Origin of the sequence: Azospirillum himalayense, assembly GCF_042657465.1 — a bacterium.
Taxonomy (GTDB): Bacteria; Pseudomonadota; Alphaproteobacteria; order Azospirillales; family Azospirillaceae; genus Azospirillum; species Azospirillum himalayense.
The window spans coordinates 210,950-236,893 of the sequence record NZ_JBHSLC010000035.1 but is presented as its reverse complement, the minus strand read 5'-3'; the positions used below and the strand labels follow the sequence as shown (position 1 = coordinate 236,893).

General features: G+C 66.4%; 19 protein-coding genes and 2 CRISPR repeat arrays. Of the genes, 4 read left to right on the top strand and 15 right to left on the bottom strand.

Annotation, left to right across the window (positions count from 1 at the left end; translation table 11 throughout):
* Positions 1 to 135: 135 nt before the first annotated feature.
* Positions 136 to 1,237: direct repeats of the CRISPR family, unit length 32 nt; unit sequence GTTTCAATCCACGCCCCCGCACGGAGGGCGAC.
* Positions 1,238 to 1,407: 170 nt separating this feature from the next.
* From cas2 to ACFPMG_RS17640, 9 genes are all read right to left on the bottom strand, one after another.
* Positions 1,408 to 1,698, bottom strand: a complete 291-nt coding sequence (gene cas2 / locus ACFPMG_RS17680) for a CRISPR-associated endonuclease Cas2 (protein ID WP_145677607.1) — start codon at positions 1,696 to 1,698, stop codon at positions 1,408 to 1,410.
* Positions 1,699 to 1,704: 6 nt separating this feature from the next.
* Entirely contained in the window at positions 1,705 to 2,745 is a 1,041-nt protein-coding gene (gene cas1c / locus ACFPMG_RS17675; RefSeq protein WP_376996426.1) for a type I-C CRISPR-associated endonuclease Cas1c, read from the bottom strand.
* Between the two features lie 22 nt (positions 2,746 to 2,767).
* On the bottom strand, positions 2,768 to 3,424 hold the full coding sequence (gene cas4, locus ACFPMG_RS17670; protein WP_376996425.1) for a CRISPR-associated protein Cas4: 657 nt from the start codon (positions 3,422 to 3,424) through the stop codon (positions 2,768 to 2,770).
* Between the two features lie 11 nt (positions 3,425 to 3,435).
* Positions 3,436 to 4,404 carry a type I-C CRISPR-associated protein Cas7/Csd2 gene (gene cas7c, locus ACFPMG_RS17665; protein ID WP_376996424.1) on the bottom strand — a complete coding sequence of 323 codons (969 nt, stop codon included), beginning with the start codon at positions 4,402 to 4,404 and terminating at the stop codon, positions 3,436 to 3,438.
* 6 nt (positions 4,405 to 4,410) lie between these two features.
* Positions 4,411 to 6,231, bottom strand: a complete 1,821-nt coding sequence (gene cas8c, locus ACFPMG_RS17660) for a type I-C CRISPR-associated protein Cas8c/Csd1 (protein WP_376996423.1) — start codon at positions 6,229 to 6,231, stop codon at positions 4,411 to 4,413.
* A complete protein-coding gene (gene cas5c / locus ACFPMG_RS17655; protein ID WP_376996422.1) occupies positions 6,228 to 6,935 on the bottom strand; it encodes a type I-C CRISPR-associated protein Cas5c in 708 nt (235 codons plus the stop codon). Before cas5c ends, cas8c begins: the two co-directional genes overlap by 4 nt.
* An 8-nt stretch (positions 6,936 to 6,943) precedes the next feature.
* Positions 6,944 to 9,280, bottom strand: a complete 2,337-nt coding sequence (locus tag ACFPMG_RS17650) for a CRISPR-associated endonuclease Cas3'' (RefSeq protein WP_376996421.1) — start codon at positions 9,278 to 9,280, stop codon at positions 6,944 to 6,946.
* 594 nt (positions 9,281 to 9,874) lie between these two features.
* A CRISPR array of direct repeats spans positions 9,875 to 13,190; the repeat unit is 32 nt; unit sequence GTCGCCCTCCGTGCGAGGGCGTGGATTGAAAC.
* A 50-nt stretch (positions 13,191 to 13,240) separates the two neighbouring features.
* Entirely contained in the window at positions 13,241 to 13,648 is a 408-nt protein-coding gene (locus tag ACFPMG_RS17645; RefSeq protein ID WP_376996420.1) for an EF-hand domain-containing protein, read from the bottom strand.
* A gap of 15 nt (positions 13,649 to 13,663) precedes the next feature.
* Positions 13,664 to 15,505: a tetratricopeptide repeat protein gene (locus tag ACFPMG_RS17640; protein WP_376996419.1), complete on the bottom strand. Its 1,842-nt coding sequence runs from the start codon at positions 15,503 to 15,505 to the stop codon at positions 13,664 to 13,666.
* 539 nt (positions 15,506 to 16,044) lie between these two features.
* Here ACFPMG_RS17640 and ACFPMG_RS17635 point away from each other — a divergent pair.
* A complete protein-coding gene (locus ACFPMG_RS17635) occupies positions 16,045 to 16,296 on the top strand; it encodes a hypothetical protein (RefSeq protein WP_376996418.1) in 252 nt (83 codons plus the stop codon).
* Between the two features lie 89 nt (positions 16,297 to 16,385).
* Positions 16,386 to 17,216, top strand: a complete 831-nt coding sequence (gene ppk2 / locus ACFPMG_RS17630; protein WP_376996417.1) for a polyphosphate kinase 2 — start codon at positions 16,386 to 16,388, stop codon at positions 17,214 to 17,216.
* Between the two features lie 20 nt (positions 17,217 to 17,236).
* On the opposite strand, the gene ACFPMG_RS17625 is transcribed toward ppk2, so the two are convergent.
* The 3 genes from ACFPMG_RS17625 to ACFPMG_RS17615 all read right to left on the bottom strand — a co-directional run bounded on the left by ACFPMG_RS17625 (position 17,237) and on the right by ACFPMG_RS17615 (position 21,359).
* Positions 17,237 to 18,664 (bottom strand): hypothetical protein, encoded by a 1,428-nt coding sequence (locus ACFPMG_RS17625; protein ID WP_376996416.1) that lies wholly within the window; start codon positions 18,662 to 18,664, stop codon positions 17,237 to 17,239.
* A gap of 25 nt (positions 18,665 to 18,689) precedes the next feature.
* Entirely contained in the window at positions 18,690 to 20,603 is a 1,914-nt protein-coding gene (locus ACFPMG_RS17620; protein WP_376996415.1) for an esterase/lipase family protein, read from the bottom strand.
* 132 nt (positions 20,604 to 20,735) lie between these two features.
* Positions 20,736 to 21,359, bottom strand: coding sequence for a hypothetical protein (locus ACFPMG_RS17615; protein WP_376996414.1), 624 nt, complete (start codon positions 21,357 to 21,359; stop codon positions 20,736 to 20,738).
* 481 nt (positions 21,360 to 21,840) lie between these two features.
* Here ACFPMG_RS17615 and ACFPMG_RS17610 point away from each other — a divergent pair, with 481 nt between their 5' ends.
* Both ACFPMG_RS17610 and ACFPMG_RS17605 read left to right on the top strand, forming a co-directional pair.
* Positions 21,841 to 22,689 (top strand): DUF2092 domain-containing protein, encoded by an 849-nt coding sequence (locus ACFPMG_RS17610; protein ID WP_376996413.1) that lies wholly within the window; start codon positions 21,841 to 21,843, stop codon positions 22,687 to 22,689.
* Between the two features lie 221 nt (positions 22,690 to 22,910).
* Positions 22,911 to 23,459 (top strand): hypothetical protein, encoded by a 549-nt coding sequence (locus ACFPMG_RS17605; protein ID WP_114861427.1) that lies wholly within the window; start codon positions 22,911 to 22,913, stop codon positions 23,457 to 23,459.
* A gap of 28 nt (positions 23,460 to 23,487) precedes the next feature.
* On the opposite strand, the gene ACFPMG_RS17600 is transcribed toward ACFPMG_RS17605, so the two are convergent.
* From ACFPMG_RS17600 to ACFPMG_RS17590, 3 genes are all read right to left on the bottom strand, one after another.
* Positions 23,488 to 24,327 (bottom strand): aminoglycoside adenylyltransferase family protein, encoded by an 840-nt coding sequence (locus ACFPMG_RS17600; protein WP_376996412.1) that lies wholly within the window; start codon positions 24,325 to 24,327, stop codon positions 23,488 to 23,490.
* A gap of 84 nt (positions 24,328 to 24,411) precedes the next feature.
* Positions 24,412 to 24,696, bottom strand: a complete 285-nt coding sequence (locus ACFPMG_RS17595; protein WP_114861436.1) for a glycine zipper family protein — start codon at positions 24,694 to 24,696, stop codon at positions 24,412 to 24,414.
* 71 nt (positions 24,697 to 24,767) lie between these two features.
* On the bottom strand, positions 24,768 to 25,169 hold the full coding sequence (locus ACFPMG_RS17590) for a Rap1a/Tai family immunity protein (protein WP_114861426.1): 402 nt from the start codon (positions 25,167 to 25,169) through the stop codon (positions 24,768 to 24,770).
* Positions 25,170 to 25,944: the final 775 nt, after the last annotated feature.

Here is a 25,944-nt window from a genome sequence, read left to right as displayed (position 1 = left end):
CAAAACGCTCTCTTCAACAACCGACATGCTGGCCTCCCTCTACAGAAGGAGGTCCAGTTCCTCTTGTCGTTAAGGGTCTAGTTTGCCAAGACGCCCGACAACGGTGACGCAGCACGGCAGGCTCTTGACCATCTCGTTTCAATCCACGCCCCCGCACGGAGGGCGACAGTCGCGGGACGAGGATGCTTATCTCACCGTGTGGGTTTCAATCCACGCCCCCGCACGGAGGGCGACCGAGGTGCAGCAGACTGTTATCCGCGGTCGCAACGGTTTCAATCCACGCCCCCGCACGGAGGGCGACCTGGACGACTACGGGGCTCCGAAGTTCAAGAGGGACGGTTTCAATCCACGCCCCCGCACGGAGGGCGACTCTACCACGCACAGGCCATCTTGGGATGGCGCACCGTTTCAATCCACGCCCCCGCACGGAGGGCGACCGGTTCGCCCGTCTGACGAGCCGCTGTCCCCGGAGTTTCAATCCACGCCCCCGCACGGAGGGCGACCGCAACGGCATGGCGACCACGGGCGCGGCGATATGTTTCAATCCACGCCCCCGCACGGAGGGCGACGGAGTCGGGACGCGACCCTTCCGACCAGCGTTCTTGTTTCAATCCACGCCCCCGCACGGAGGGCGACCGAAAGCCCGCGCGAGAGACTGAAGAGGGCTATTGTTTCAATCCACGCCCCCGCACGGAGGGCGACGCGCATGTCGCCGCAACCGCCGGCCTCGTGCTGGGTTTCAATCCACGCCCCCGCACGGAGGGCGACGCGCGGAGTTCGCGCTGGGGGCGCCACCAGTCGCAGTTTCAATCCACGCCCCCGCACGGAGGGCGACAAGTTCGCGCAAGAGGGCCGGATGGGGACGGTGACGTTTCAATCCACGCCCCCGCACGGAGGGCGACATGCACAGCCGCAGATCCTCAATCAGATGGTTCTGGTTTCAATCCACGCCCCCGCACGGAGGGCGACGATCAACGACGTGGCGAACCGCGTCGTCACCATCGTTTCAATCCACGCCCCCGCACGGAGGGCGACAACCGATAACCCGGCTCCCGTCCGCTACGGCGGCCGTTTCAATCCACGCCCCCGCACGGAGGGCGACGTTCCTCGAACTGGTGGATGTCATCATTGATGAGGAGTTTCAATCCACGCCCCCGCACGGAGGGCGACTTGTCGAGTGGTCGGGTGGATTCGCCATCCTCGATGTTTCAATCCACGCCCCCGCACGGAGGGCGACTCCTCAACTTTATGGACTTGTCCAAGAACCCACAATCCCCCAACCGATGCGAACCTCCATCGGGAGCGGCCGGAGGTGCGGCCATTTTCGCGTCGGAACGGCACAAGTCATTGATGAAAATCATGTGCGAACCCCCCGGGGGATTTGTGCCCGCTTCCGGTTCGCGCCGATTAAAAGACCAAGGCACCGCCAAGGTCCAGAACCGGTTTGGCACCCACATGTTCGATGCGGCGGGCCGCGTTGGCGCCGAGATGATAAAAGCGGAGGCTATCCGTTTCCTGGTTGATCTCCCCGATCAAACGGGCACGCAGGGCGGTCCATTGCGCCGGGTCGACATCGCATTCGAAAACCGAGAACTGAACTCTTTGCCCAAAATCCTGACAGGCTCTGGCGACCCGGCGCAGCCGGCGGCGCCCTGGTGCATCCTGGGTGTTCACATCGTAGGTGATGAGCATCAGCATGGGGATTCACTTCCATAGAAAGGGCGGGTAGCCATCCAGATCACCCCGAAGATGACGGGCGAGAAGTTGCGCCTGAATGTGGGGAACCAGCCCGAGGCTGATCTTTTCGTTCAGAAACGGGTGCGTGATCTCATCCTTCTTCCGCTCCTGGTAAGCCGTCAGCACCGCCTTGCGGGAATCGTCCCGCAACAGCACCGCGCCTCCGTCCATGCGGATGAAATCCTTTTCTCCCAGCTGTTGGCGATTGATCAGCGTCAGAACCACACGGTCGGCCAGCACGGGCCGGAATTCCTCCATCAGATCCAGGGCGAGGCTGGAACGGCCGGGGCGGTCACGGTGCAGAAACCCCACCTGAGGGTCCAACCCCACGCTTTCCAAGGCGGAACGGCAATCGTGGCCGAGCATGGCATAGAGAAACGACAACAGCGCGTTGCAGGGGTCCAAGGGCGGTCGCCGGCTGCGCCCGCCGAACCGGAACGTGCCGTCGGCGCGGCGGACGAGGTGATCGAACACGCCGAAGTAGGCGTTCGCGGCGTCACCCTCGTGGCCGCGCGCCGCCTCGATGTCCGGCGCTTCCATCACGCGGCGGGCCACATCGCCCAGGCGGCGCTGGGCATCGTCCAGCCGCGCATGGCCGGGGTCCTCCAATCCGGCGCCATGATCCCGCAATGCCCGCCGCAGCACGGCGCGCTGATTCGCCGCCTTCGCCGCGACGATGGCTCGGACGATGACAAGTCCGGCTGCGGGATCGTCGGCCATCCGATATTGACGCCGCCGCAGAAGCACATTGCCGCTGCATGGCCCCTCGACCCGTGCCATGAACCGGCCATGCTCGCTGAGAAAGGAAACCGCCACTCCCGCTTCCGCACAATGCCCCATCAGCGGTGGCGACATGCCGACCCGGCCGAAACAGACGATGCCGCCCATCATGTGGATGGGAACCCGGCCGATCTCGGCACGCTCCACCTCCACCACGATGTTGGCGCCATCCTTGCGCAGCCACGCGCCATCGGTCGTGATGAACAAGGTGTTCAGATGCTGCCGCATGGGATCTGCAACCTCGCTGTTTTCAAGGTGGCCGTGTGTCGGCCGCCTCGTCGTCGTCCGGTTCGTTCAATTGCCGGGTCAGCCAGAGGGCGACGGCGGGCGGGTGGCTCAAGCGCCGCGGGCGGCAGAGGTCGAGCATGGAGCAGCTCTGGCATTTGCGGGCTTCATAGACCGGCGGCGGGGTGGTGCCGGTCCGCACCATCTCCCGCACCGCTGCGGCTGTCCGTTCGGTCAGGTCGCGCAAGGTGGCGTCCAGCGCCACCGCAACGCGCCGCCGCGTCTCGCCGTAGAACAGGGCGCCCTCGGCGATGGCGGTGCCGAACATCTCCTCCAGGCAGAAGGCCTGCGCGCAGAGCTGCACCTCGTCGGCCCGGTGGGCCTTGGGGCGGCCGCGCTTGTACTCCACCGGGAAGGGGCGGCGCTCCACCCCGTGCAACTCCACGACATCGGCCACCCCGGCGAGGCCGAGCCGGTGCGAGCGCAGCGGCATCGACCGCACCGTGCGGACGGCGCCGCGCATCGCCCGCCCGCCCGCGTCCACGGACTCGTGCAGCAGGCGGCCCTCCGCCGTGAGCCGGTTCTCCTGCCACTGGCGCTCGACATGGATGAGGGCGCATTGGCGCGGGCAGAACAGGTGGTGCTGAAGGGCCGACAGCGGGAGGAGATCGTCCGCGTCCATGGGCGGGGCCGTCAGAACTTCTCGATCAGCGTCACCCCGGCGGGCACGCCGGCCGTGTCCGTCGATACCGTGTAGTCGGCGAAGCGGCGGGCCGGCGGCAGATTGTCCAGCCCACCGCCGTCCAGGTCGTAATCCGCGCCCTGGAAGCGGCGCTTGACGGTGACGAGGTCGAACAGCCGGTGCGCCGGGGCGTTGCCGAGCACGCTGTCATGGCGGAACAGGAACAGCTTGCGCCCGGCCATCTCGCCCCGCGCGGCCGAGCGGTCGTGGTCGAACATCTGCTCCAGCGCGGCCCACAGCAGGTCGAGATCGTCCTCGTCGAAGCCGGTCCTGCCCGCCAGGCTGGCCGAGATGTAGCCGTGGCTGCGGTACAGCCCATAGGGCACGACGTGCTTGCGGCCCATGGTGCGGTTCTCGCGGCGCTCGTCCTCCGCGGCCTCGCCCTCCTTGCGCTCCTTCAACTCCTTCTCGGAGGTGGCGGCCATGCGGGTGATCGAGATTTCCAGCGGCAGGATCGGTTCGACCGAATGCGCGAAGGACATCTGCACCGGTCCCCGCACCTGCCCGCAATTGATGCTGGTGCTCATCACCGCGCCGAAGCTGCGCACGTCGAAGAAGTTGTCGCACATGAACCGGCGGACGGCGGTTTCCTCCTCGCCCTTCGGCGACAGCTTCTTGGCGGTGGCGACGTCCTTGTCGTCGGGGCGGACGGCCGCGTAGGCGGCGCGGTGCTTCTCGTTGAGGATCGCGCCCTCCTGGACGTAGATGCCGTAGCGCGGCTCGCCGTCGCGGCTGAGCGCGGCGTAGTTGCGGATCTTGCGCTTCAGGCAGACGTCGGTGACCAGCCCCTTGTTGGTTTCCGGGTCCAGGCGCGGCAGGTTGCCGGCATCGGGATCGCCGTTCGGGTTGCCGTTGGTCACGTCGAACAGATAGACGAATTCGTACCGGTTCTGGATGGGGCTCTTCTGATTGGCGGGCATGATGGCTCAGTCCTCGGAATCGGTCATGTCGGCGGATGAGGCGGCGGTATCGGGGGCGGGAAGGGAGGCATCGGTCTTGCCGGCGTAGCGCTGGTGGTAGTAGCCGATGGCGAAGCGCCCCTGGTCCTCGATGCGCAGCGACCGCGGGAAGGAGGCGCCGAGGCCGCCGAGGATCTCGCCGATCTCGCCCTCGAACCAGCCGCCCAGCCGGGCCTTGTCGCCCTTGCGCAGCACCGCCAGATGATGGGTGCTGTTGCGCAGCAGCATGGGGAAGACGCTGGCCGGGGTGGCCGAGGCGGCGCCGAAATAGCGGTCCCGGATGCTGGCGTTGACCTTGCCCAGGGCGGCCCGCTGGGTGTTCTCCAGCACGGCGAACAACCGGCCCAGCCGGTAGCCCGCATTCGCCTCGTCGCGGTTCAGGCTCACGGGAAGTTCCTCCTCCTTCTTCGATCCCAGGCGGGAGTCGCGGTTCAGACAGGCTTTGCAGATGGCCGCCTTGGCGCCGGTGATCTCGTCGCCGGCCCGGATGCGGGTGATGACCGCCGCCAGCAGGCTGCGCGGGTAGCGACCGCCGGTGAGGACGGCGCGCATCACCTCGCCGCCCAGCAGCGGGGCGACGTTGTCGGATTTGCCCATCAGGGCGGTTTCGCGCAGCAGCGCCCAGACCGACGGCGCGGTGCGCCAGGGATCGGGCTTGATTTCCAGATCGCGCCAATGCTGGCCGATGTGCTCGGCGATGGCGCCGAAGCTGTCCTCCAGCCAGAAGCGCACCGACAGGCGGGCGATGTTGGGGGACAGGCCGAGGATGAAGAAGCGCGTCCGCTCGTCCAGCATCGGGTCGATCTCGCGCACCGGCCGTCCCTGGCTCACGGGAGTAAGGACGTCCTTGATGCGCTGGGCCTCCTCAGTGTCATCGGGGCGCGGCGGATCGAGGAGGTCGGAGAACAGCGCCTCCGCCTTTTGGGCCGCCTCCTCGCCGCCCGAGGTGTCGGCCCAGAAGGCGACCGTGGCGTCGCCGACCTGCAGGCGGTTGCCGCTTCCCTCCTTCAGCAGGGTGTTCAGCGCCGTTCCGTAGCCGAAAGTGACCGCGTCGGACACCGGGGCGTTGAGGCCGTCGCTCTTGGCGTAGGAGGTGAAGGCGTTGCTGTTGAACGACACGATGCGGGCGCCGCCGGTCTGCGCGCCCCACACGCCCTTGATGAGCGGGTGGAGGGCGGTGACCGGCCCCCATTCCCCGGTGACGAGGCAGAAGCCCTCGTCACCCTTCTTTGCGGCAAGCTCCTTCTCCCACAGGCGCCGGGCGGCCGGGCGGTCGTGCAGGAAACGCGGCTGGCCCACGGCGTTCCGGTCGCCGTCCAGCATGAACACCATGTACTGATCGAGCATGGCGTCGTCGAACAGCGGGGCCCGGAAGGCATCCGGCGTCCAGTGCGTGAGGAAGTTCCGCAGCGCGACCAGCCCCTCGTCGTTCGAACCGTCGATGGCGGCGAGATGGCGCTCCTTGAAGGCGGCGAAATAGGCGGGAGACTCCGCGCGGGCGCCCGTGGCCTTGTCGGCCCCCACCCCGAACAGGAAGCGGGTGTGGTCGCAGAGGAAATAGGGCGGCGGCTTGGTCCCGGACCGCCCGAAGAACTGGGGGACCATCAACGGACGGGGCTTCGGCTTCTTGCCCGACAGGACGCGCAGGTCCGTCACCTCGACCGGCTCGCCGCCGGGCGACAGGACCACGGCGTAGGAGATCCGCTCCATCGAAAAGCCGAACGGCGGCACGTCCCCCCGCTCCGCCAAGCGGTCGTAATAGCCGTTCAGAGCGGCGAACAGGGTCATGACCGCACCTCGACCGACTCCGGCGGCGGCACGGCGACCACGCCGTCGCGCAGGGTGGCGTGGAAGAACAGCGGCGTGCAGTGCGCCGTGCAGCAATGCTGGTTGCCGACCCGGCTGTCCCGGTCGTGCCGCATGTCCAGCAGCATCCAGCCGAGATCGCGGTTCCGCTGGTCGTCGGGCAGGGCGGACGGCGGAAGGTCGCCGTCCAGCAGGGCGAAATGGGCCGGAAACTCCCGCGTGCCGAAGCAGGGCTGGTGGAAGCACTGCCCCTGCCCGGCGCGGCGGTTGAACATCGAGAGATGCTTGGCCGGCGTGTCCTCCGCTCCGGCGCGGTCGGTCAGATCGAAATGGGCCTCGATGACGTAGGCCACGTCGACCAGCACGGTCGCCGCCCGCTGTTGCCGGTTCTCCGCGGCGTCCATGCGCAGGTCGTGCACGGCCCCGGCCTTCATCGCCGCGGTGACGAAGCTTTTCGGGACGAGCCCCGACACCTCGTTCCGGCGGATCGACTGGAAGCGGATGGGTTTCAGCACATGGATGGCGTCGATCATCCAGCGCATGGCCGGCTTCCAGTGGATCGCCTCCAATATTCCCCGCGCGGCCGAGGGCGTCATGATGTCGTAGGACATGCGCTCGACCTTCATTTCCGGGCGCGTGAAGCACGCCCGCTCCCCCCAGACGTGGAGTTTGACGCCGTAGGTCATGACGCTCCTCAGAAGATGCCGGTTTCGATCTTGCGGAAGGTTGGGTCCTCCCAATCCAGCCCGACGTCGGGGCGGTAGAGGTCGCCGTTGACCAGGCGGACGAACTGTTCGCCAAGCTCGCCCTTCCGGACACACTCGGCCGCTCCGGCAGCGATCAGCGTGTTGCGGGCGCTGCGTGGGATCTGCACCAGATAAGGCTGCAGAGCCCGCGCGATGCCGCCCGTCTTCTCCGCCGGAACATAATCCAGGTCCCGCAGCAGGCGCGGCACGGCGTCCGGATCGTCGGCGGGCCGGTAGGGCACGATCACCGGCACCAGGGGCGATTCGATGATGCGGAACGCCTTGGCGATGTCGGCGAAGGGATAGTCCTGGCCCCGCTGATACAGGCGCAGCGCCTCCAGGATGCCCTTGATCGGCTCCGCCCCCTCGCCGACCAGGGCGGCGTCCAGCTCCTCCCGCCCGCGCTGCCAGTAGAGGCGCTGGAAATAGGCGCGGATGGTGTCGAGGGCGAGCGGGTCGTCGTGGGTGCGCAGGATGCTGGCGGCGACCTCGGCGAACTGGCTCAGCTCCGGCGGCGGTTTGCGGTTCTCGCTCTCGGGGCTGCTGAAGACGAAGACCCGGCCCAGTTCCGGCAGGCCATCTTTGCGCAGCTCGCCGTTGCGGTTGCAGCGGCCCGCCGCCTGGGCGATGGAATCGAGCCCGGCCAAGGCCCGGTAGACGGTGGGGAACGAGAAATCCACCCCGGCCTCGACCAGGGAGGTGGCGACCAGACGCACAGGCGCTCCGTCCTTCAGGTCCTTGCGGATCGCCGCCAGTTCCGCCCGGCGATGGGCCGCGCACAGGCAGGTGGACAAATGGCGGGCGCTTTCGGGATCGTTCAGCCCGTTGGCGACCTGACGCAGCAGATCGCGCGCGTGCCGCCGGTTGTTGACGATGCACAGGACCTGACGCTCCGCCCGCAGGCGCTCCGCCAGTTCCTCGTCGCCGAGCGGTTCCCTGATGCGCTCGACCGTCACCCGCTTCAGCCGCCGGTACAGCCCCTGGGGGTCGGGCGCCAGTTCCCGAACCGTCTCCAGCCCGCCCTTGAAGCCGGAGTCCACGGTTACCGCCGGCTGGGTGGCGGTGCAGAGAACCACCGAGGTGCGATAGCCGCGCGCCAGTTCCCGCAGGGCCTCCAGGCAGGGCAGCAGATATTTCAGGGGAAGGGTCTGCGCCTCGTCGAGGATCACCACCGATCCGGCGATGGCGTGCAGCTTGCGGCAGGGGGAGGTGCGGTTGGAGAACAGGCTTTCGAAGAACTGCACCGCCGTGGTGACGACGATGGGCCGGTCCCAATTCTCGGCGGCTCGGCGCAGCTTCGCGATGCCGTCGGGTCCCTCCTCCTCCGGATCGTCCGCGGCGCGTCTCCCCTTGTCCGGCCCCGGGCCGAAATCGAAGCCGCTGTGGTGTTCCAGGACGGCGTCGCGGTCGCCCAGCGCCGTTCGGAAGACGTCGGCGGTCTGCTCGACGATGGAGGTGAAGGGAATGACGTAGATGACCCGGCGCAGATTGTGCCGCTCCGCGTGGTCCAGCGCGAAAGCCAGCGAGGCCAGCGTCTTGCCGCCGCCGGTCGGCACGGTGAGGGAGAACAGGCCGGGCGCCTGCTCCGAACCGGCCCTGGCCGCCGCCAGCACCTCCGCCCGCAGGGCGTTGACCGGCCCGCTCTCCCCTTCGAATTGAGACAGGTGGCGGTCGAGCCGCCCGCGCAAATCCCCGATGGTCAGCGGGCAGCCGCGATCGACCTCCTCCTTCCGGAGTTCGGCGTAGAAGCGCTCCGTTTCCAGCCGGTCGGCATCGATCAGGCAGGAGAACAGCATCCGGATCAGGAAGGGGAGGGAAAAGCTGTGCGAGAATCCTTCCGACAGGACGGGAGCGGACGGGTTGGCACTGGCCGGTGCCACATCCTGTTCCGGTGCCAGGCGGTGCGGACGGCACCCTGCCAGCCGATCGTTCAGAGAGGACAGGCCGCCGCCGGGCACGCGCCCATTGGCGAGGCCGGCATGATGCCCCGCGATCCCGAAGGCCATCATGCGCCCGAGAACCGGGCCATAACGTTCGACTGCGAACACCGCGCCGGCGGTGGAGTGATCGACGCCGGGCCCCAGCCCGCGGATGTAGGCTTGAAAGTCCGGGTTCGCCTTGCCCGCGTCGTGCAGGGCGCCCATGGCCTCGGCCATGGCTCCGCCGCCGAACGGTGCCGCCAACCGCGCGGCTTTGGCAGCCACGGCCTTCAAATGGTCAACCAGGGGCTCCCAGGCATTTTCGCTTTGGCCGGGAACGGAATGCGCATGCACTTCTTTCGCCATTTTGGCCCGCTGATGGCGCCTGCCGGTTTATGAAAGAATGATAGATCAATTATAAGAAGATTTTCCAGTAAGTTTTTCCCTCATGGAGCGGACTCCGCCTGTGGTCGGTTTACGGACGAAAACTCACCGCGATCTGCCCTCGGGAGGGGATGGGGCTCATGACTTTTCCGAGTGTGATTGGACGGCGGTCCAAACCGCCGGCAGTTCGGCCTGTCCCATATGCTAATCTCAGGTTGCTGCGATCGAGCGCTGGAGGGGGCGATCGTCGCCGCCGATGTTGTGGACCGGGGTTCGCTTGGCGTCATACAGCGTCACCGAACCGCAAGAGGTGACCGGAACCGGACTCGTGCCGACACGGTCCGCCGCATTGAACATGTGGGTGCCAAACCGGTTCTGGACCTCGGCGGTGCCTTGGTCTTTTAATCGGCGCGAACCGGAAGCGGACACAAATCCCCCGGGGGGGTTCGCACTTGATTTTCATCAATGACTTGTGCGGTTCCGACGCGAAAATGGCCGCACCTCCGGCCGCTCCCGATGGAGGTTCGCGCCGGTTGGGGGATTGTGGGTTCTTGGACAAGTCCATAAAGATGAGGGGTCGCCCTCCGTGCGAGGGCGTGGATTGAAACGCGACATGGCCGGAACTCGTCTCGCGCTACCTCGGTCGCCCTCCGTGCGAGGGCGTGGATTGAAACTCAAACGTCATGGCGGCCTCTCTCAGCGAGCACGAGTCGCCCTCCGTGCGAGGGCGTGGATTGAAACCCCGCACCTCCATCCGCGACGGCTATTGCGTCGAAGTCGCCCTCCGTGCGAGGGCGTGGATTGAAACGTTCGCCGTCTCGCCCCACAGCTTGCGGCGGAACGTCGCCCTCCGTGCGAGGGCGTGGATTGAAACGTGTTGGACTTGGAGACGGGCGTCGGGCTGCCGGAGTCGCCCTCCGTGCGAGGGCGTGGATTGAAACTGGAGCGCGTTGACGCCCTCGTTGAACCGGAAGGTGTCGCCCTCCGTGCGAGGGCGTGGATTGAAACGCCAGCGTGACGACGGTGGCCGCTTGCGTCTGGTCGTCGCCCTCCGTGCGAGGGCGTGGATTGAAACACAGCACTGCGCCCGCCACCGGCCAGCCGTGCCGCGTCGCCCTCCGTGCGAGGGCGTGGATTGAAACAGCACGAACTCCAGGGTCCATTGGACATCGGGCCACGTCGCCCTCCGTGCGAGGGCGTGGATTGAAACAGCGCTTCGTTGGGTGCGTCAGCCACGGGCCACCTCGTCGCCCTCCGTGCGAGGGCGTGGATTGAAACGGATGCCCTGCGCTCGCTGATGCAGGTCCCCGGCGGTCGCCCTCCGTGCGAGGGCGTGGATTGAAACTGCGCCGCCCGGGCGCTGCGGCGCGTCTGGGCCATGTCGCCCTCCGTGCGAGGGCGTGGATTGAAACATGTTGGTTGCATCGACCGCGCCTTGATCGCCCCGGTCGCCCTCCGTGCGAGGGCGTGGATTGAAACAAAGCCGAAGCGCGGCGTCCGCCTCAAGGAAGCTCGTCGCCCTCCGTGCGAGGGCGTGGATTGAAACACGGCCTGCTGCAGCCATGGGGAGGCATCATCCTCGTCGCCCTCCGTGCGAGGGCGTGGATTGAAACACCACCGGCTCCTGGGCGACCGGCGGAACGGAGGAAGGTCGCCCTCCGTGCGAGGGCGTGGATTGAAACCACGCTCGCTGCGCAGGAAAAGGACCACAAGCGTCAGTCGCCCTCCGTGCGAGGGCGTGGATTGAAACGACGGGCAGGCGGCAGGCCTGCGGATCGTGCTGGGTCGCCCTCCGTGCGAGGGCGTGGATTGAAACCTTTGCGCGCGAGGGCGTGCCGCTCAGCCTGTCCACGTCGCCCTCCGTGCGAGGGCGTGGATTGAAACCGGGTCCTACGCCTTCGTGACGTGCCCGTTCGGGGTCGCCCTCCGTGCGAGGGCGTGGATTGAAACGCCGCGACCGCGACTGCCCTGGTCGTGGCCGGGCAGGTCGCCCTCCGTGCGAGGGCGTGGATTGAAACTGCCAAGCGCCCGCGCCAGCGAGAGGACAGCATCGGTCGCCCTCCGTGCGAGGGCGTGGATTGAAACCCTGGCCGAGGGCGGGACGGTGACGCGCTCCATTGGTCGCCCTCCGTGCGAGGGCGTGGATTGAAACTTGATCTCGACCGGCGGCAGGCCGATCTCGTGCACGTCGCCCTCCGTGCGAGGGCGTGGATTGAAACGCTGCGAAAGGTCTTCATGACATCTCAGCGCTGGGTCGCCCTCCGTGCGAGGGCGTGGATTGAAACGTGACCATCGAGATGGAAGCGAACCCGATGTTCGTCGCCCTCCGTGCGAGGGCGTGGATTGAAACCACCACCGCATGGTGTATCTGGAGGACACCGGGGACGTCGCCCTCCGTGCGAGGGCGTGGATTGAAACGTTACGTAACGATATTCGAGGTCGCCAACGCCGGTCGTCGCCCTCCGTGCGAGGGCGTGGATTGAAACGGCGTCGTGCCGCTGAAGCGAATGCCGCGGGTCAGGTCGCCCTCCGTGCGAGGGCGTGGATTGAAACTCGTTGTAGCTGGATGGCCCATAGGTTGACGGCCAGTCGCCCTCCGTGCGAGGGCGTGGATTGAAACGCAGCCACCAGCCCAGGCAGTCAGGACAATATCAAGTCGCCCTCCGTGCGAGGGCGTGGATTGAAACTGGGAACGAGCCGGGAGTTCGCCCGCACAGCCAACGTCGCCCTCCGTGCGAGGGCGTGGATTGAAACGTCCTGGCGGACGAGCTGGCGTGCACCTGAACCGCGTCGCCCTCCGTGCGAGGGCGTGGATTGAAACGCGGACGTCCCCGCCGACACCCAGCGCGACGTGGTCGCCCTCCGTGCGAGGGCGTGGATTGAAACGAGGCGCACGGTCGGCGGTTGGCGGTTGGCTTGGTTGTCGCCCTCCGTGCGAGGGCGTGGATTGAAACTGCGAATCCATGTTTGGATGGAGGGTAGTCACCCGGTCGCCCTCCGTGCGAGGGCGTGGATTGAAACACCGCCGTGACCGCGCCGACCAAGGCGAGCGACACGGTCGCCCTCCGTGCGAGGGCGTGGATTGAAACCTCCCTACAAGCCGGAGCTGACCATCCAGGCCATCGTCGCCCTCCGTGCGAGGGCGTGGATTGAAACCCGCTAACGCCCCCGCTTTGCCGGGTTCAACCTCGTCGCCCTCCGTGCGAGGGCGTGGATTGAAACCGCGCGCTCCACATTCTGGCCGAACGCGGGCAATGGTCGCCCTCCGTGCGAGGGCGTGGATTGAAACCACTTGTTGTAAGCCTCGGCGAGCACGGCGAGCGGTCGCCCTCCGTGCGAGGGCGTGGATTGAAACGCATCGTTGCGCAACTCGGCCAGCACGGCCGCCGCGGTCGCCCTCCGTGCGAGGGCGTGGATTGAAACGCACGGTGCGCCTTGCGAGGCAGGGCGCACACGCGGTCGCCCTCCGTGCGAGGGCGTGGATTGAAACGGCATAGCCCCGCCATGCCGCGTTGAAGCCCTCGTCGCCCTCCGTGCGAGGGCGTGGATTGAAACCTCCTCGACAACCCGGCGCTCGCCAAGGCGATGGGTCGCCCTCCGTGCGAGGGCGTGGATTGAAACCTCTATGGCATCGTGCCGCCGGGTGGGGTGGCGCGTCGCCCTCCGTGCGAGGGCGTGGATTGAAACATGGGCAGGACGCAGGCATGGTCGTTGAGCATGAGGTCGCCCTCCGTGCGAGGGCGTGGATTGAAACGAGAGACGAAACTCGGCAAGATGCCGCATCTTCACCGAGTCGCCCTCCGTGCGAGGGCGTGGATTGAAACAAGCACTGCCGCACAGGCGGAATGGACAGCCGCCCAGTCGCCCTCCGTGCGGGGGCGTGGATTGGAACGGGGACGATCTGCCCGGCAACGTGCGCCTGTCTCCGCCCCGCCAACCCACTCACCGGTTCCGGACACGATTGAGCAGCGTCACGAATTCCTGCCGCTCAAGGAGCCCGTCCTGATTGGTGTCGGCCTGTTTGAAGGCCGAATCGACGATATCGAGAAACTCAAGAGTGTCTATTTTACCGCCGGTTCCTGCGATGCTCGCGAACACGTCGGCCGGCAAAAATGTCTCGTCGACGGTTAAGGCGAGGTCCTTGTTGCGATCCAGAATGTAGAACACCAGCATTTGGTTGTTCTTGAACTCCATCATGGAGACGTTGCCGTTTTGATCGTCGTCGAGAAGTTCGAAGATCCGGGCGTCGCGTGAAGTCTCCACGGAAGCCGCCGCAGCGGTCCCCGCCACATGCGTGAGCGCCGCCAGAGCCACAATCAACGGGAACGCCCCTCGTGCCTTCGCGGCCATGGCCGATCTCCCCTTTCAGAGCTTTTCCCCGTCGGCCATCTGCGGCGGTGGAATGGCAAGTCCGGCTTTGCGCAAGCCGTCAACGATCCGGACGATGATGTCCGGGTGGATGTTGCGTCGTTCGAATTCGGGGATCGCCTTGAGCGGGAAGTTCGGGTCGAGTCGAAGGATTTCGGAAACCGCCTTCGCCGCCTCGGCCCGGTTTCCGGTCTGGCCGTGTATCATCGCCAGCGCGACGTGGCCGAGAATGATCTCCCGCCCGAGGTTGGCCCGCCGCATCTCCTCGAGCGCGTCGTCATAGCGGCCATTCACGTAATGATAGGTGGCGATCACGATGCGGTACCAGCTCGGCTGCGCCGGGTTGCGCGTGAAGGCTTCGCGGATCAGCGGAATCCCGCGCTCCCACTCGCCGGTCAGGCTGTAGCAGCGCCCGAGGTCGGCGAGAATCGCGCTGTCGTTCGGGTTGAGCGCAAGCGCCCGTTCATAGGCGGCGATGCTGCGTTGCGGCTCTCGGCGCAGCCACCAGGCAAGCCCAAGCGCCTGATGCGACAACGCGCTGTCCGGGGCCAGCGCCACCGCGCGTTCGGCCAACTGCAGCCCGTCATCGATCGGGTTGGGGCGGGCCGGACTGGGGTTGAAGCCGAGCCGGGCTTCGTCGACGGTGACCATGGCGAGCGCCGCCCAGGCCTCCGGGTAGCCTGGGTCGCTCCTGGTCGTCCGTTCGAGACAATCCCGCACCTCGGCATGGAGGGCGACGCTGAACTGGCGCCAATATTGGCGGGTGCGCAGAAGGCAGGCGTAGGACGACAGATCCTGTGGCGCATGCTGGCCGTTCAACCGCGCTTCCTCGCGCTCGATCACGCCGTCCGACTGCGCCAGGGTACGGACGACCTGAACGGCGATATCGTGCCGCAGATCCAACAGCCTGGTCGGCGTGACGGCGCGACGGAAACTGTCCGACCACAGGTAGCGATGATCCTTCGCCGCGATCAGCGTGGCCGTGACTTGGATGAAATCGCCGGTCTGAGCGACGCTGCCCTTCAGTATGTAGTCGACACGGGTGTTCGGCACGGCCTCGCGCAGGGCCGGCGCCGAAGCGTAACGGAAGCTGGTATCGGCGCCGAAGACCAGAAAATCGTCGAAGCGGACGAGCGCCGCGACGAGATCCTCGGTGATGCCGTCGGCGACGAGGTCGAGTGTCGGGTCGCCAGAGCCGTTGGTGAAGGGCATAACCAGCAGGGCCGGACCGCGCACCGCTCGTTGTGGCGCGGCCGGTGCCGTGGCGCGCTCCAAGGCGTCCTTCGACGGGTCGGGAGCGGTGGCGCGCCACCCGGCGAAGAGCCCCAGACCGACCACGGCCAGAAGCATGACTGTGGCCGCGGCGGCCAGCCAGCGGAACGGACGGTCGATGTGGCGTCCGAGGATCGGTGGCACGCGAGGCAGGGTCAGCCTTTCACGGGTCGGCACCGATGCCGGACCGGAAGCCTCGTCCGGAAGGTCGGTCCCGGCCGCGACCGGCACCAGGGAGAACTGGGGGATGTAGCCGCCCTTGGGAATGGCGATGCGAAGCGGGTCGGCGGCACCTTCCGTCAGGTAATAATGCTCCAGGGCGCGGCGAAGACGGCCGGCCTGGATGCGGACCACCGGGTCGAGCAGCGGGTCGAAGCTGGCGTCGCGGTCGAACACATCCATGGCGATGGTGTAGGCCTTGATGCGATTGGCGCGCCCGGCCAGAGCCTCCTGCACGATGAACTGCAGAAAGCGGCGGCCACGGGCGGAGCCACGCAGGCTGCGGCTGGCCAGCACGCGCGCCAGCGCGGCATCGATGACCGGGGCCGTGATGGAGGATGCGGGCAAATCAGTGATCCGTGGTTCGTCGGAGGCGTGAAGCACGAGCGCCCTCCTTCCGTTAAGTCCATCCGGCAGCCGGCCGACAAGGCAAGCGGTTGCTACACCATGCGGTCCATGCCGGGACGGCCTACACCAGCCAAGCGCTGGAAGTTGTAGACGTCATGGACACCAGGCGCATGACAAAACATCGGGAAAATTCATTCGAATACAAAAAAGTTTTTGTGCATGAACGGTGCGCGCGATCATTGCGGAAATATGCGCCGTACGAGGTCGGTTCACATACTAGTCCGAAGAAATGGCGGCTGGAACACTTACTGACGGTATAGACGCTTCACGCCCACGCCCTGGCTACATTACTTCGTTCGGAATCATACCCCATTACCTTTTCGTGTAGCGTGCGAATCCGTTCTGTTTACCTGTTACGGTATCAAAGCCAACCGTTTCACCCTTCAAGTCAGCGGGCAATCCGGTGCAGGTTGTCCAGGGGCAAAGCCCGGAATAAGGCAGGCACCCCGGCGTTCTTCCAGAACCGGGGAGACCAGCCCATGTCGGACAAGCTGCGGCACGTCGTGGAGCGATTCCCGGACTTGGAGGGGATGATCAAACAACACAGCGCCGACAATCGGTTCTTTCGTAGCCTCTGTGAGGATTACGGAGAAGCCGTCGAGATTTTGCGCGGATGGGAAGCGTCGAACAGCGGACGACGCTCAAAACGCACCGCCGCGTGTCGTGATCTCATCGCGGACCTCGAACAGGAAATCCTTCTCGAACTCCAGAACCGGATCGATGGTGTATGACCATCCGCTGAGCCTGCTGCTGAGTCTCTCAATGAAACGTCAGTCCCATTACGGATCACACTGAACACCCGTCCGCGAGGATGATAAGCATGGCAAAAAAGCTGAAGGCCGCCCATCGCATCGAGTGCGCGCAACCAAAGCTCAAGCGGCGGGATTACGAGAGTGCGCTTGCGGAGCTTCATGTCGAGCTGGTGAAGCTGCAACAATGGGTTGTTCACAAAGGCGTGAAGGTCTGTATCGTCTTCGAAGGGCGCGATACCGCCGGCAAGGGCGGAACCATCAAGGCCATCACGGAGCGCGTGAGTCCGCGCGTGTTCCGCGTCGTCGCCTTGCCGACGCCGACCGAGCGCGAGAAGTCGCAGATGTACATTCAGCGCTACATTCCGCATCTGCCGGCTGCCGGGGAAGTCGTCATCTTCGACCGGAGTTGGTACAACCGCGCCGGGGTCGAGCGGGTGATGGGCTTCTGCACCGAGGAGCAGGCGAAGCGGTTTCTCGACGCCGTCCCGAGCGTGGAGAAGGCGATCATCGAGTCCGGGGTGGTTCTGCTGAAATACTGGCTCGAAGTCAGCCCGAAAGAGCAGACGCGCCGACTTGAAGCACGGATCAACGATGGGCGGAAGGTCTGGAAGCTGTCGCCGATGGATTTGAAGTCCTACGGCCACTGGTACGACTATTCGCGCGCCCGCGACGACATGTTCGCAGAGACCGACACCCCCTGGGCACCGTGGTTCGTCGCGCGGTCGGACGACAAGAGGCGGGCGCGCCTGAACATCATCCGCCACATGCTCGACCACATTCCCTACAAAGAGCTGCCCAGGGAAACCGTGAAGCTGCCCAAGCGCCAGGACCCGGACGGCTACGAGAACCCCAGCTATCCGATGAAGGTCATTCCGGAGCTGCAATGGCCCACGGAGTGAGGCCGACTGGTGATCCTCGGTCAGCGCCGCCGCCGAACAAACCACAGATGAACGGACCACAGGCCGGCGACGAGAAGCCCGGCCGCCACGGCACCCAGAAGGGAAACGTCGCCGACACCCGGCCGTGGAAGGCGACCACTCTCCAACGCCGCGCGGACCTTCTCGAAGTCCTCCCGCAGCGAGGGTAGGGGGAGCGCGGCGAGATCCTCCACAGGGAGGGACCCCAGAATGCGCCGCGGGTCCGCCACCGCCCGCCACCGGCTGTCCAACGGCAGGCTCTCGGCGAGCCGGCCGACCTCGCCCTCGTCCGTGAAGAATTGCGGATCGAGCGTCAGTGGGAACAGGGTCGTCTCGCCCCGCATCCGCAGTTCGATCATCGCGTTCACGTCGTTGCAGACGCCCAGCGCGTAATAGCCGCCGAACGGAAGCTCCGGATGGCGCCGCTTGATCGCGTCGTAGGCGCGCACGATGACACCGGCGAGGCGGATCACCTCCATCGCCTCCTCCCCACGGTAGCGGTGCGCAACCCTGCCCATCACCCAGGCCTGATCGCGCGTGACACTCGGGCGGAACACGGCCTGGCCGTCAATTCCGAAGTAGAAGGACAGATCCGCGTTGACCACAGGGCCACGGACGACGAGTTCGTGCTGGGAATGGCTGACCGGAACCAGAAGGTTGCGGTCCGTCCCGGGAACCGGCAGTCGGGTGTCGATCCAGAACGGCGTCAGGACGTCGCGGCCATGGTAGATCAGGTCGCCGAAATTGGCGAAATAACGCGAATCGCGGACCTCCACGTCGTGGCCGCCCAGCGCCAGCGTTTCCATCAAGGCGCGGGGGGTGTCCAACGTCCGGCCGTCAAGGACGACCCGGTGGCGTCCCCTGCCGTCCGGCGCGTTCAGGGAGAGGCGGTTGAGCAGTTCGGCCAAACGCAGGCCATCGGCGTAGCGCTCGGCCAGCGCGGGATCGACGCGGTCGCCGGCTTCCAGCCTAAAGCCCAGCGGGCGCAGATAGGCATCCGGTGCCGGAGGGGTTCCGACCGCGGGAATGCCCAGCCCTTCATCGGCCGCCGCTTCGACCACCGCTTCGGCCGCCGCGGGCTGCGGTGGGAAGCCATCGTCGCCGGACTGGTCCAGCATAGCTCCGGCAAGCCGCACGGACCGGCCCATTCCCTGCACCGTCAGCCCGGGAAACCGGTCCAGTCCCTCGAAATCCTTGCCGAGGATCATCTCGCGCAGCCGCTTGATCTCATCCGGCCCCAGAATGCCGCCCGCCTTCGGATCACGCCCCAGGCGCCGGTACAGGGCTTCCACGAAATCCGGGTTCCGGGCCAGCTCGGACATGACCTGCGAGACGGGCAGCCATGGCGCCTCGTCCGCCCGCAGAGGCACGGAGCACAGCAAGATGCCGGACAGGATGAGAGCGGAAACGGCGCGGCCCAGGCCCATCACGCCAAGCCCATCATGGGGGCCATCGTCATCGGGTTCGGCTCGCGACGCGCGGGGCGCCGGCGGTCGGTGGTCCGCACGCGGTGCGTTTCGTGCAGGACTCGTCCCAATGGAGGAGAAGGATGCGGCGCACCTCCTCGATCGTGCGCGGATCGGATTGCGTCGAGTGACCGGAACGCACAATATACTCGGATTCAACTCCGTCGATGTGGGCGCTCTTGTACTCCACGACACCATCGTCGCCGGTTTCGACCGGCCCGTCGCCGCGCACCGCGATGATCGAGTGCGCCTTGACGCCCGCGGCGATGGGCGTGCGCGCCAGGGTCTGGACCAGCAGGCTGCCGGGGGTCATGGCGTGTACGCTGCCAAACCCCGTCTGTCCGGCAAGCGTGGTGCTGGCGTCGTCCAGCTTGCCGATTTCCGAACTCACCCTCAGGAGGCGTCCCGGCAGCCGCACCAGACTTGCGACGAACTGGCTGATCCGGTTGCCGGCGACATAGCTGCCGCCGTGCGGCGTGGCGATGAAGACGAGGCGCTTGACCGACGGAACCGGCTGCACGAACAGGGCGCGTGTCAGCAGGTCGCGCGTTTCCGGGTCGAGCTGAAGCTGGTCCGGCGGCTTGCGGAACGCCGCGTTCCACAGTCGAGGACCCGTGTCCACCGCCGTCATCTTGGTCAGCAGGCCACCCTGGCTGTGCCCGATCACGACCATCTCGCGCAGCGCCGGTTCCCGCCCGGACGGGTCGAGGGTGGACACCGCCTCCTGCAGCGCATCGCGCAACAGCAGGGCGGAATAGGGAACGGGATTGCCCGTCTCGTAGCTGAAGAACCAGAACTGAAAGCGGTCGCGGATGCGCGGATCGCTTCTCAGATCGTTCAGCATCTCGGCCCAGCGCACCGGGCTCGATGCCGTCCCGTGAACGAAGACGACGGGGATGCGGCCGGACCGGTATGGTTCCAGCGCGACGAGGCGGGACGGCATCTTGTCCAGCAGGCCGCCGCGCAGGAAACCGCCGAACTCGAATTCCCAGACCGGCATGCCGTCCAGCATGTAGGCCAGCGTGGCGGTGTGCTCGACCTCCAGCGGCACCGGTTGGCGGTCGATCAGCACCGCTTCGGTTTCGGACGATGGGTAGAGTTCGAGCTGCGCGCGCACCTGCCCGCCCGTGATCTGGCGCCGGGGATCGGGGATGCGCAGCAGCGCGGTCACGGGCGTCTTGACGCGTGGGGCGACCTGGAAGCCCTTCGCCAGGGTGCCCTGCGTGGTCCCGGCGGCCAAGGGGGCACCGATGCCGGGTTGGCGATAACGGTTGTCGAGGCCATGGACCTGCAACTCGGCGACCGGGAAGAAACCGGTCAGCTGGCGCCCGCCCCACACCAGCTCCCGAGAATCGAAGGCCACGTCCAACTCACCGAACGGCAGCGGGTGGCGGGCCTCCCGAATGGCAATGCCGGTTCGGTCCTCCGTCGCCAGCCCGGAGGTCAGGCCACGGTTGTACAGGTCGGTGGCCAGCCGGAACCGGGGATCGTAGGGGCTGGGCGGCTGGTCCACCCCTCCCGGAAAGAGAAACGCGTAGGCGTAAAGAGCGGAGGCCAGATAATAGGGCGGCCCTCCCCGCTCCTCGGCGTGCAGGAACGACATCTCGGCCAAGGCGAAGACCTCGTCGGCGCCGCCATGCCCCTGCGTGACCAGCGCGCGGAGGTCGGCCATGGCGTTCTCCGGCTGCGTCAGAAAGCGGTCCGTCAGGGACCACCGGCGCAGCACGTTGTGGGTCGGATCGCTGAGCGCGTGCGCCGACAGGACGTTGTGCGTGAGCTGCTGGTGGACGGTGGCATGGTCCACGCGTTCGACGCTGACCGCCGTCGCGCATCCCCCGGCAAGGAGCGTCCAGGCGAGAAGGACCGCGACCGCGAGGCTTCCCGGAAGGGGCGGGCGCCTCATCCCGCAGTCTCCTGCGTCGCTTCCTGCGCCGCCCGTTGCCACCGGCCGGGCATCATGGCTTGCGTGCACTCCCATGCCCTCCGCCCGTGCTTTCCGCGCAAACTCTTCAACTGCGTTCGTGGCGACCGCCGTTCAGAACCAGCTCTTGCGCGCCGGCTCGATCGACGCCGCAAGGGCTTCGCTGACGACGGCGGTGATCGTGTCGCCGACCTTCAGCGAGGGAAGCTTGGCCTGACGGGAGGGGTCGGTCACATTGACGGTGTAGACCTCGCCGCCGTTGGGATTGACGAGGTCGATGCTGTTCGCTCCGAGGTCGATCCCGACGACCAGCCCGCTGAGCCGTGTCACCTGCACGCCGATGCCGCCCGGCGCCTCGACCGAGCGCGCGACCGTCTGCTGGATCTCGTCCTCGGGCACGGGCGCACCGGGTTGGGACACCATGAAGGCCACGGAGCGGTAGAACTGCGCGTCGACGGTGTCTCCGACCTTCAGCATCTCCAAGCGCACCGCGGGCCCGGCCATGACGGTGACCGGCGTGCCCGATCGTCCGTTCAACGTGACTTTCCGCTTGGCCGCGTCGATGGCCGTGATTTTCGCGTGGAGCGTGACGGCGGCACTTTCCGGAATGACGTTCGTCAGAACGGGTCTGCTCTGCGCCGCCGCCGGATGCGGAGCGATGGCCGGGGCCAAGAGCGCGCCGCAGAGGATGCCCACTGCGGTTACGGTGGCCGTTGGCAAGGTTGCACGACGCTTCATGCTGTCCTCCTGTTTTGCCCGGCACACTCCAGCGCCGTCTTCGAAGCGCAAAGTTGGACTGCGGGCCTGGGACCGTCCGGTGTGGTGCGTTGTTGTCCACCGCCAAGTCCTGTAGCCTGGGACGCGGTCTTTGACGAGTATTCTACGGTAGCTTGGCTTTCGCTGATCCCTGCCGTCGGGCCGACTGTTCAGAACACACCTGGCCCGGTGAAGAGCTTAAGCATCGGACGGCTTTCGCGATCTCGGTTACCGTAATGGATGTTACGGTAGCGTACTTGGCGCACTCACCGTGTTCCGCCCAACAGGGCCTCGGCCGACTCCGGGCGTACCGGCAATTCGGGACAGCGTTACCGTAGCGGCCTGCATCGACCGTGGCTGCTACTTTCAATGGCTCCGCTCCACGCGGCTCAATGACTCCAGGCCTTTCATCAACGCCGTCGGCGCGGCGTCCGGGGCAGGTGGCGGGGCAGGAGGGATGTCGATGAACGGACCCAGGTGGCTGATACGGTCGGCGCTGTGCCCGGCGCTCTGCGTTCTCGCCCTGGCCGGGCCGGCCTTCGGGGCCGAGGCGCCGCCGTCCGACAGCCCGCCGCAAGCGGTCGAGCAGGACGAGCCGGAAGACTCGCCGATCGACGACGAGGCGATGACCGTCCTGACGCGTATGGCCGACACGCTCGCCCAGGCCCAGCGCTTCACGGTGACCATCCGGGCCAGTTACGACGTGGTTCAGGACACGGGGGAGAAGATCACGTTCGGCGAGCGACGCGCCCTCACCCTGAACCGTCCCGACGGGCTGCGGGTCGAAGCGCAGGAGAGCGACGGGAAACGGTCGCTGGTGACGTTCGACGGCAAGGCGATCTCCGTGTTCAACGCGGACGAGAACGTCTACGCCCAGATCGAACGGGCCGGCACCATCGACGACGCCGTGCGCTATCTGGTCCAGGATCTTCAGGTGCGGCTGCCGCTGGCGCTGCTGCTGGTCAGCACGCTGCCGGATGAGCTGGAGCAACGCCTTCAGACGCTCGACTATGTGGAGCGGGACATGCTCACGGCGGTGCCGACCGATCACTTGGCGGGGCGCACCGAGGATGTCGACTTCCAGATCTGGATCGCCACCGAAGGCCCGCCGCTGCCCGAGCGCGTGACCATCACCTACAAGGGTGACGAAGGCGAGCCGCAATACCGGGCCGACTTCTCCGATTGGAACCTCAATCCAGACGTCCAGCCGGCGCAACTCGCCTTCCATCCTCCCGACGGCGCGGAACGCATTCCGGTCATGATTCGTGTCCGCCGCAACGCGGCCGGTGGTTCGGAAGGAGCGCCGAAATGAACAGGTCGTCGCCACGGCAATCGTCACGGATTATCTTTTCCATCGCCGCATCCCTGTTGCTGGTGGCCGGATCGGTCGCGGATGCCTATGCCCGCGGCGGTGGTCGCGGTGGAGGCGGCGGCCGAGGAGGAGGGGGCGGCGGGGGATTCTCCCGATCCGGCCCGGCGGCGGGAGGCGGCTTTTCCGCTCAACGTTCCTCGGCGGGACGATCCACGGCGGGGGTGGGAGCCCGTCAGGCCGGCGCCACCCAGCGGTCGAGCCAGCGGACGGCCTCCGCACAGACGGCGTCCCGGCAGTCCGGCGCTACGGAGCGGTCCGCGCAGCGCGCCGAGACGAAGCAGACGCGCACCGAAGCCCGGGCCGACACGCGCAGTTCGGCTCAGGAGGAGCGGACCGAACGGCAGGGACAGCGGCAGCAGGGCCAGACCGAACGCACGGAAGCCCGCCAGCAAGGCCAGACCGAACGCACGGAATCGCGGGCCTACGCGGCGCAGAACATCGCCAACAACTGGGATGGTCATCATTACTACGACGATGATGACGACGATTGGGGATGGGCTCTTGCGGGTGCGGCGGTGGGAGCGACCGCCGGCTACATCGCCGGTGCGGCCACGGCGGGTCCCAATTACGTGACGGTGCTTCCCTGCACACCCACCGTCGTGCCGTACGGCGGCGTCAGCTACTACGGTTGCGGCGGAACCTGGTACAACCGCAGCTACGTGGACGGAAACGTCACCTACATCACCGTCACCGCGCCTCCCGGATATTGATCGTTTTGGGCGTGATCCGTCAGTTCGATCATGTTCCGGCCGTCAGGGTTTGAATGCGTGCGATGATGTGGTCGACATGCGGCCGCACCCCCGGCGCGAGATCGCTCCAATCCTCCCGCTCCTCACCGAGATAGGCCGCTCGGGCGTGCGCCAGAACGCGCCGGTGCTCCTCGGGCAGACGTGCGAGCGCCCAATCGGCGGCCCGATCCTTCGGGAGGATCTCGCCGGTCGCAAGCGTCGTCCAAATGCGCGCCAGGGTCAGCAGCCCGTTTCGTCTGTCGTCCCCCTCTTCGATTCCCGGAATCAGGATCGGCACCATGTCCACCATGGCCCGGACAAGATCCGCGCGCGGCACCGGATCGAGGAGAGCCGCGACGGGTGGGCCGAAGAGCGGCAGGGCTCCGCGGCGGGCCGCCTCGATCAGAACGGCGACGTCGGGATCCCGGCATGGCCATTCGGGCAGATCACCCCGCTCGAACTCGGCGCGCATCCATTCGCCATACTGAAGCTCAAGGCAGCCCGGATGGCGCCATGGGGTCAGGGCCGGGCGGGCGAGGATGGTGAGTTCGACGGGGCGGCCCGGTCCGCCGGCGGCGGTGCTTCCCGAGATCGGCAAAAGCTGACCGATGATCGCAACGCGCTCATCGTCCGACAGCGATCGATCGGTGACGACGAGGATATCGAGATCGCTGTTCGGGCGCAGGGCACCCGCAACCGCCGATCCATAGAGATACGCGGCCAAGGCGGAGCCGCCGAGAACGTCGCGGACAACCGCCGCGGCGGCAACGGTCTGCTCGCAGGATCGTGGTTCATGCGCCAGGGGCGGTATCATCGCGATCAGAATGCCAGCCGCGTCGCAGAATGACAACGGCTGGCAGGGCTCTGAAATCGTCCGTCGCCCGGTCGTTGGCGACGCGATCGCCGCAGGTCGGTCGATGGGGCCGCGGTGCGGTCATTGAGTCCCGCTTCGCTGGGTCGCCCCCTGCTGGACGCCGCGCTGGTAGGCCGAGGCCTCGGTCCGCTTGTGATAGTCGTAGAGCAGGCCGCCGGCCAGGCCGGCGCCCGCGCCGATGGCAGCACCCATGCCGGCGTTGCCGGCTATGGCGCCGATCAGCGCTCCGCCGGCAGCACCTCCGGTCGTGCCGGTGAGCGCGCGCTGCTGGGTCGGTGACATGTCGGCGCAAGCCGCAAGGGGAAGCGCGACGACGGCGACGCGGAGGAGTCGTGTGGGTTTCATGATCATTCCCATCCTGGTTGCCTTTGATCGAAGGCCGTGGACCGCAGCGGAGGAAGCGGATGCCGGCGGGATCAGGCGCGGCAGGGGTAGCGCTGGGACAGGAAGCGGAACAACCCATCCACCGGCGGCGTGTCCATCAACCTGGGATTCTGCTTTGCCCAGGTGACGAAGGCGGAAACGGCGTCGTTGCGCGACGGCGGTGGCGTCGGCGCGCACACCAACTGGCGCTTGCCTTCGGCGGCCGCCACGACCTGATGGTATTGATAGGCGCCGACGGCGAAGCCGTGGCAGAAATGGAGCGCCGCGATGCCGGTCGGGTCGTTTGGCGTGGCTTCGCACAGCCGCACAAGGTCGCCGGTGGTCCGGACCTGAAAATTGGTTTCCGTGGGGGCCGGCCCCATCTGCGCGTTCGCGGCGGTGATCACCGTCGCCGTCAGGGCAACGGCCAGAGCGGCCTTGGTTCGGTGTTTCATGGTTTGCTCCCAGCGCTTTTCTTATGGACGAGGAGACGACTCCCCAACGAACCGGCCGGTCCGAGACGAAATCGATGGACAGCCGACCGGATGGACCGGGTGCGGAGGTCGGGGAACAATTTAACTCGCAAAACACAGTGCTTTAAAAAGTAGCACTCCACTAAACCCGGCGCAGTCCTGCTACGGTAACGCCCGCCGTATCTGTCATGTAGAAAAATCTGATTTCTGCCCAAAGTGCCGGTCAACAGTCGGAATTTTCGCCGTTGCTGGGTGTTGGCTTCTTTTAAAGAACATTAATAGAGAATAAAATGAAATTTGAAGGCAAATTGCTCGAGGCGGGCGCCTGGAATGCCTCTCAAATTGAAACGCATTCGGGAAAAATCCGAAACCGAAGCCACTCCGTAAGACGGTGCCACAGCCTTGTTTCAGGCATGAGCGGCCAAGGGATCGTGGCTTGATACGGTAACAAGGCCAACAGTTGCACGCTTCAGCGCGGCGGGTGGTTTGGTTCAGGATTCCACCTGTCAAAGCTAGCGCCTCGGCCCCCTAATTCCCAATCCGCTCCGCCAGCTTTGCGACGCCTTCGCGGATGCAAAGAAACCGGTCGGCTTAGCAGACGCACGGTCGGCGCAAGAGCGTACAGCCAGAGAGGGCACGTGATGAAGACTCGGCGGGAGCCTCCCCGGACTGAACAGCCGTCTCTGACGACCTGGTTTTCCACCTGGACTGCGGCATTCCCTTTTCTTGACCCCTTCGTCGAACCCGCAGGTGACAG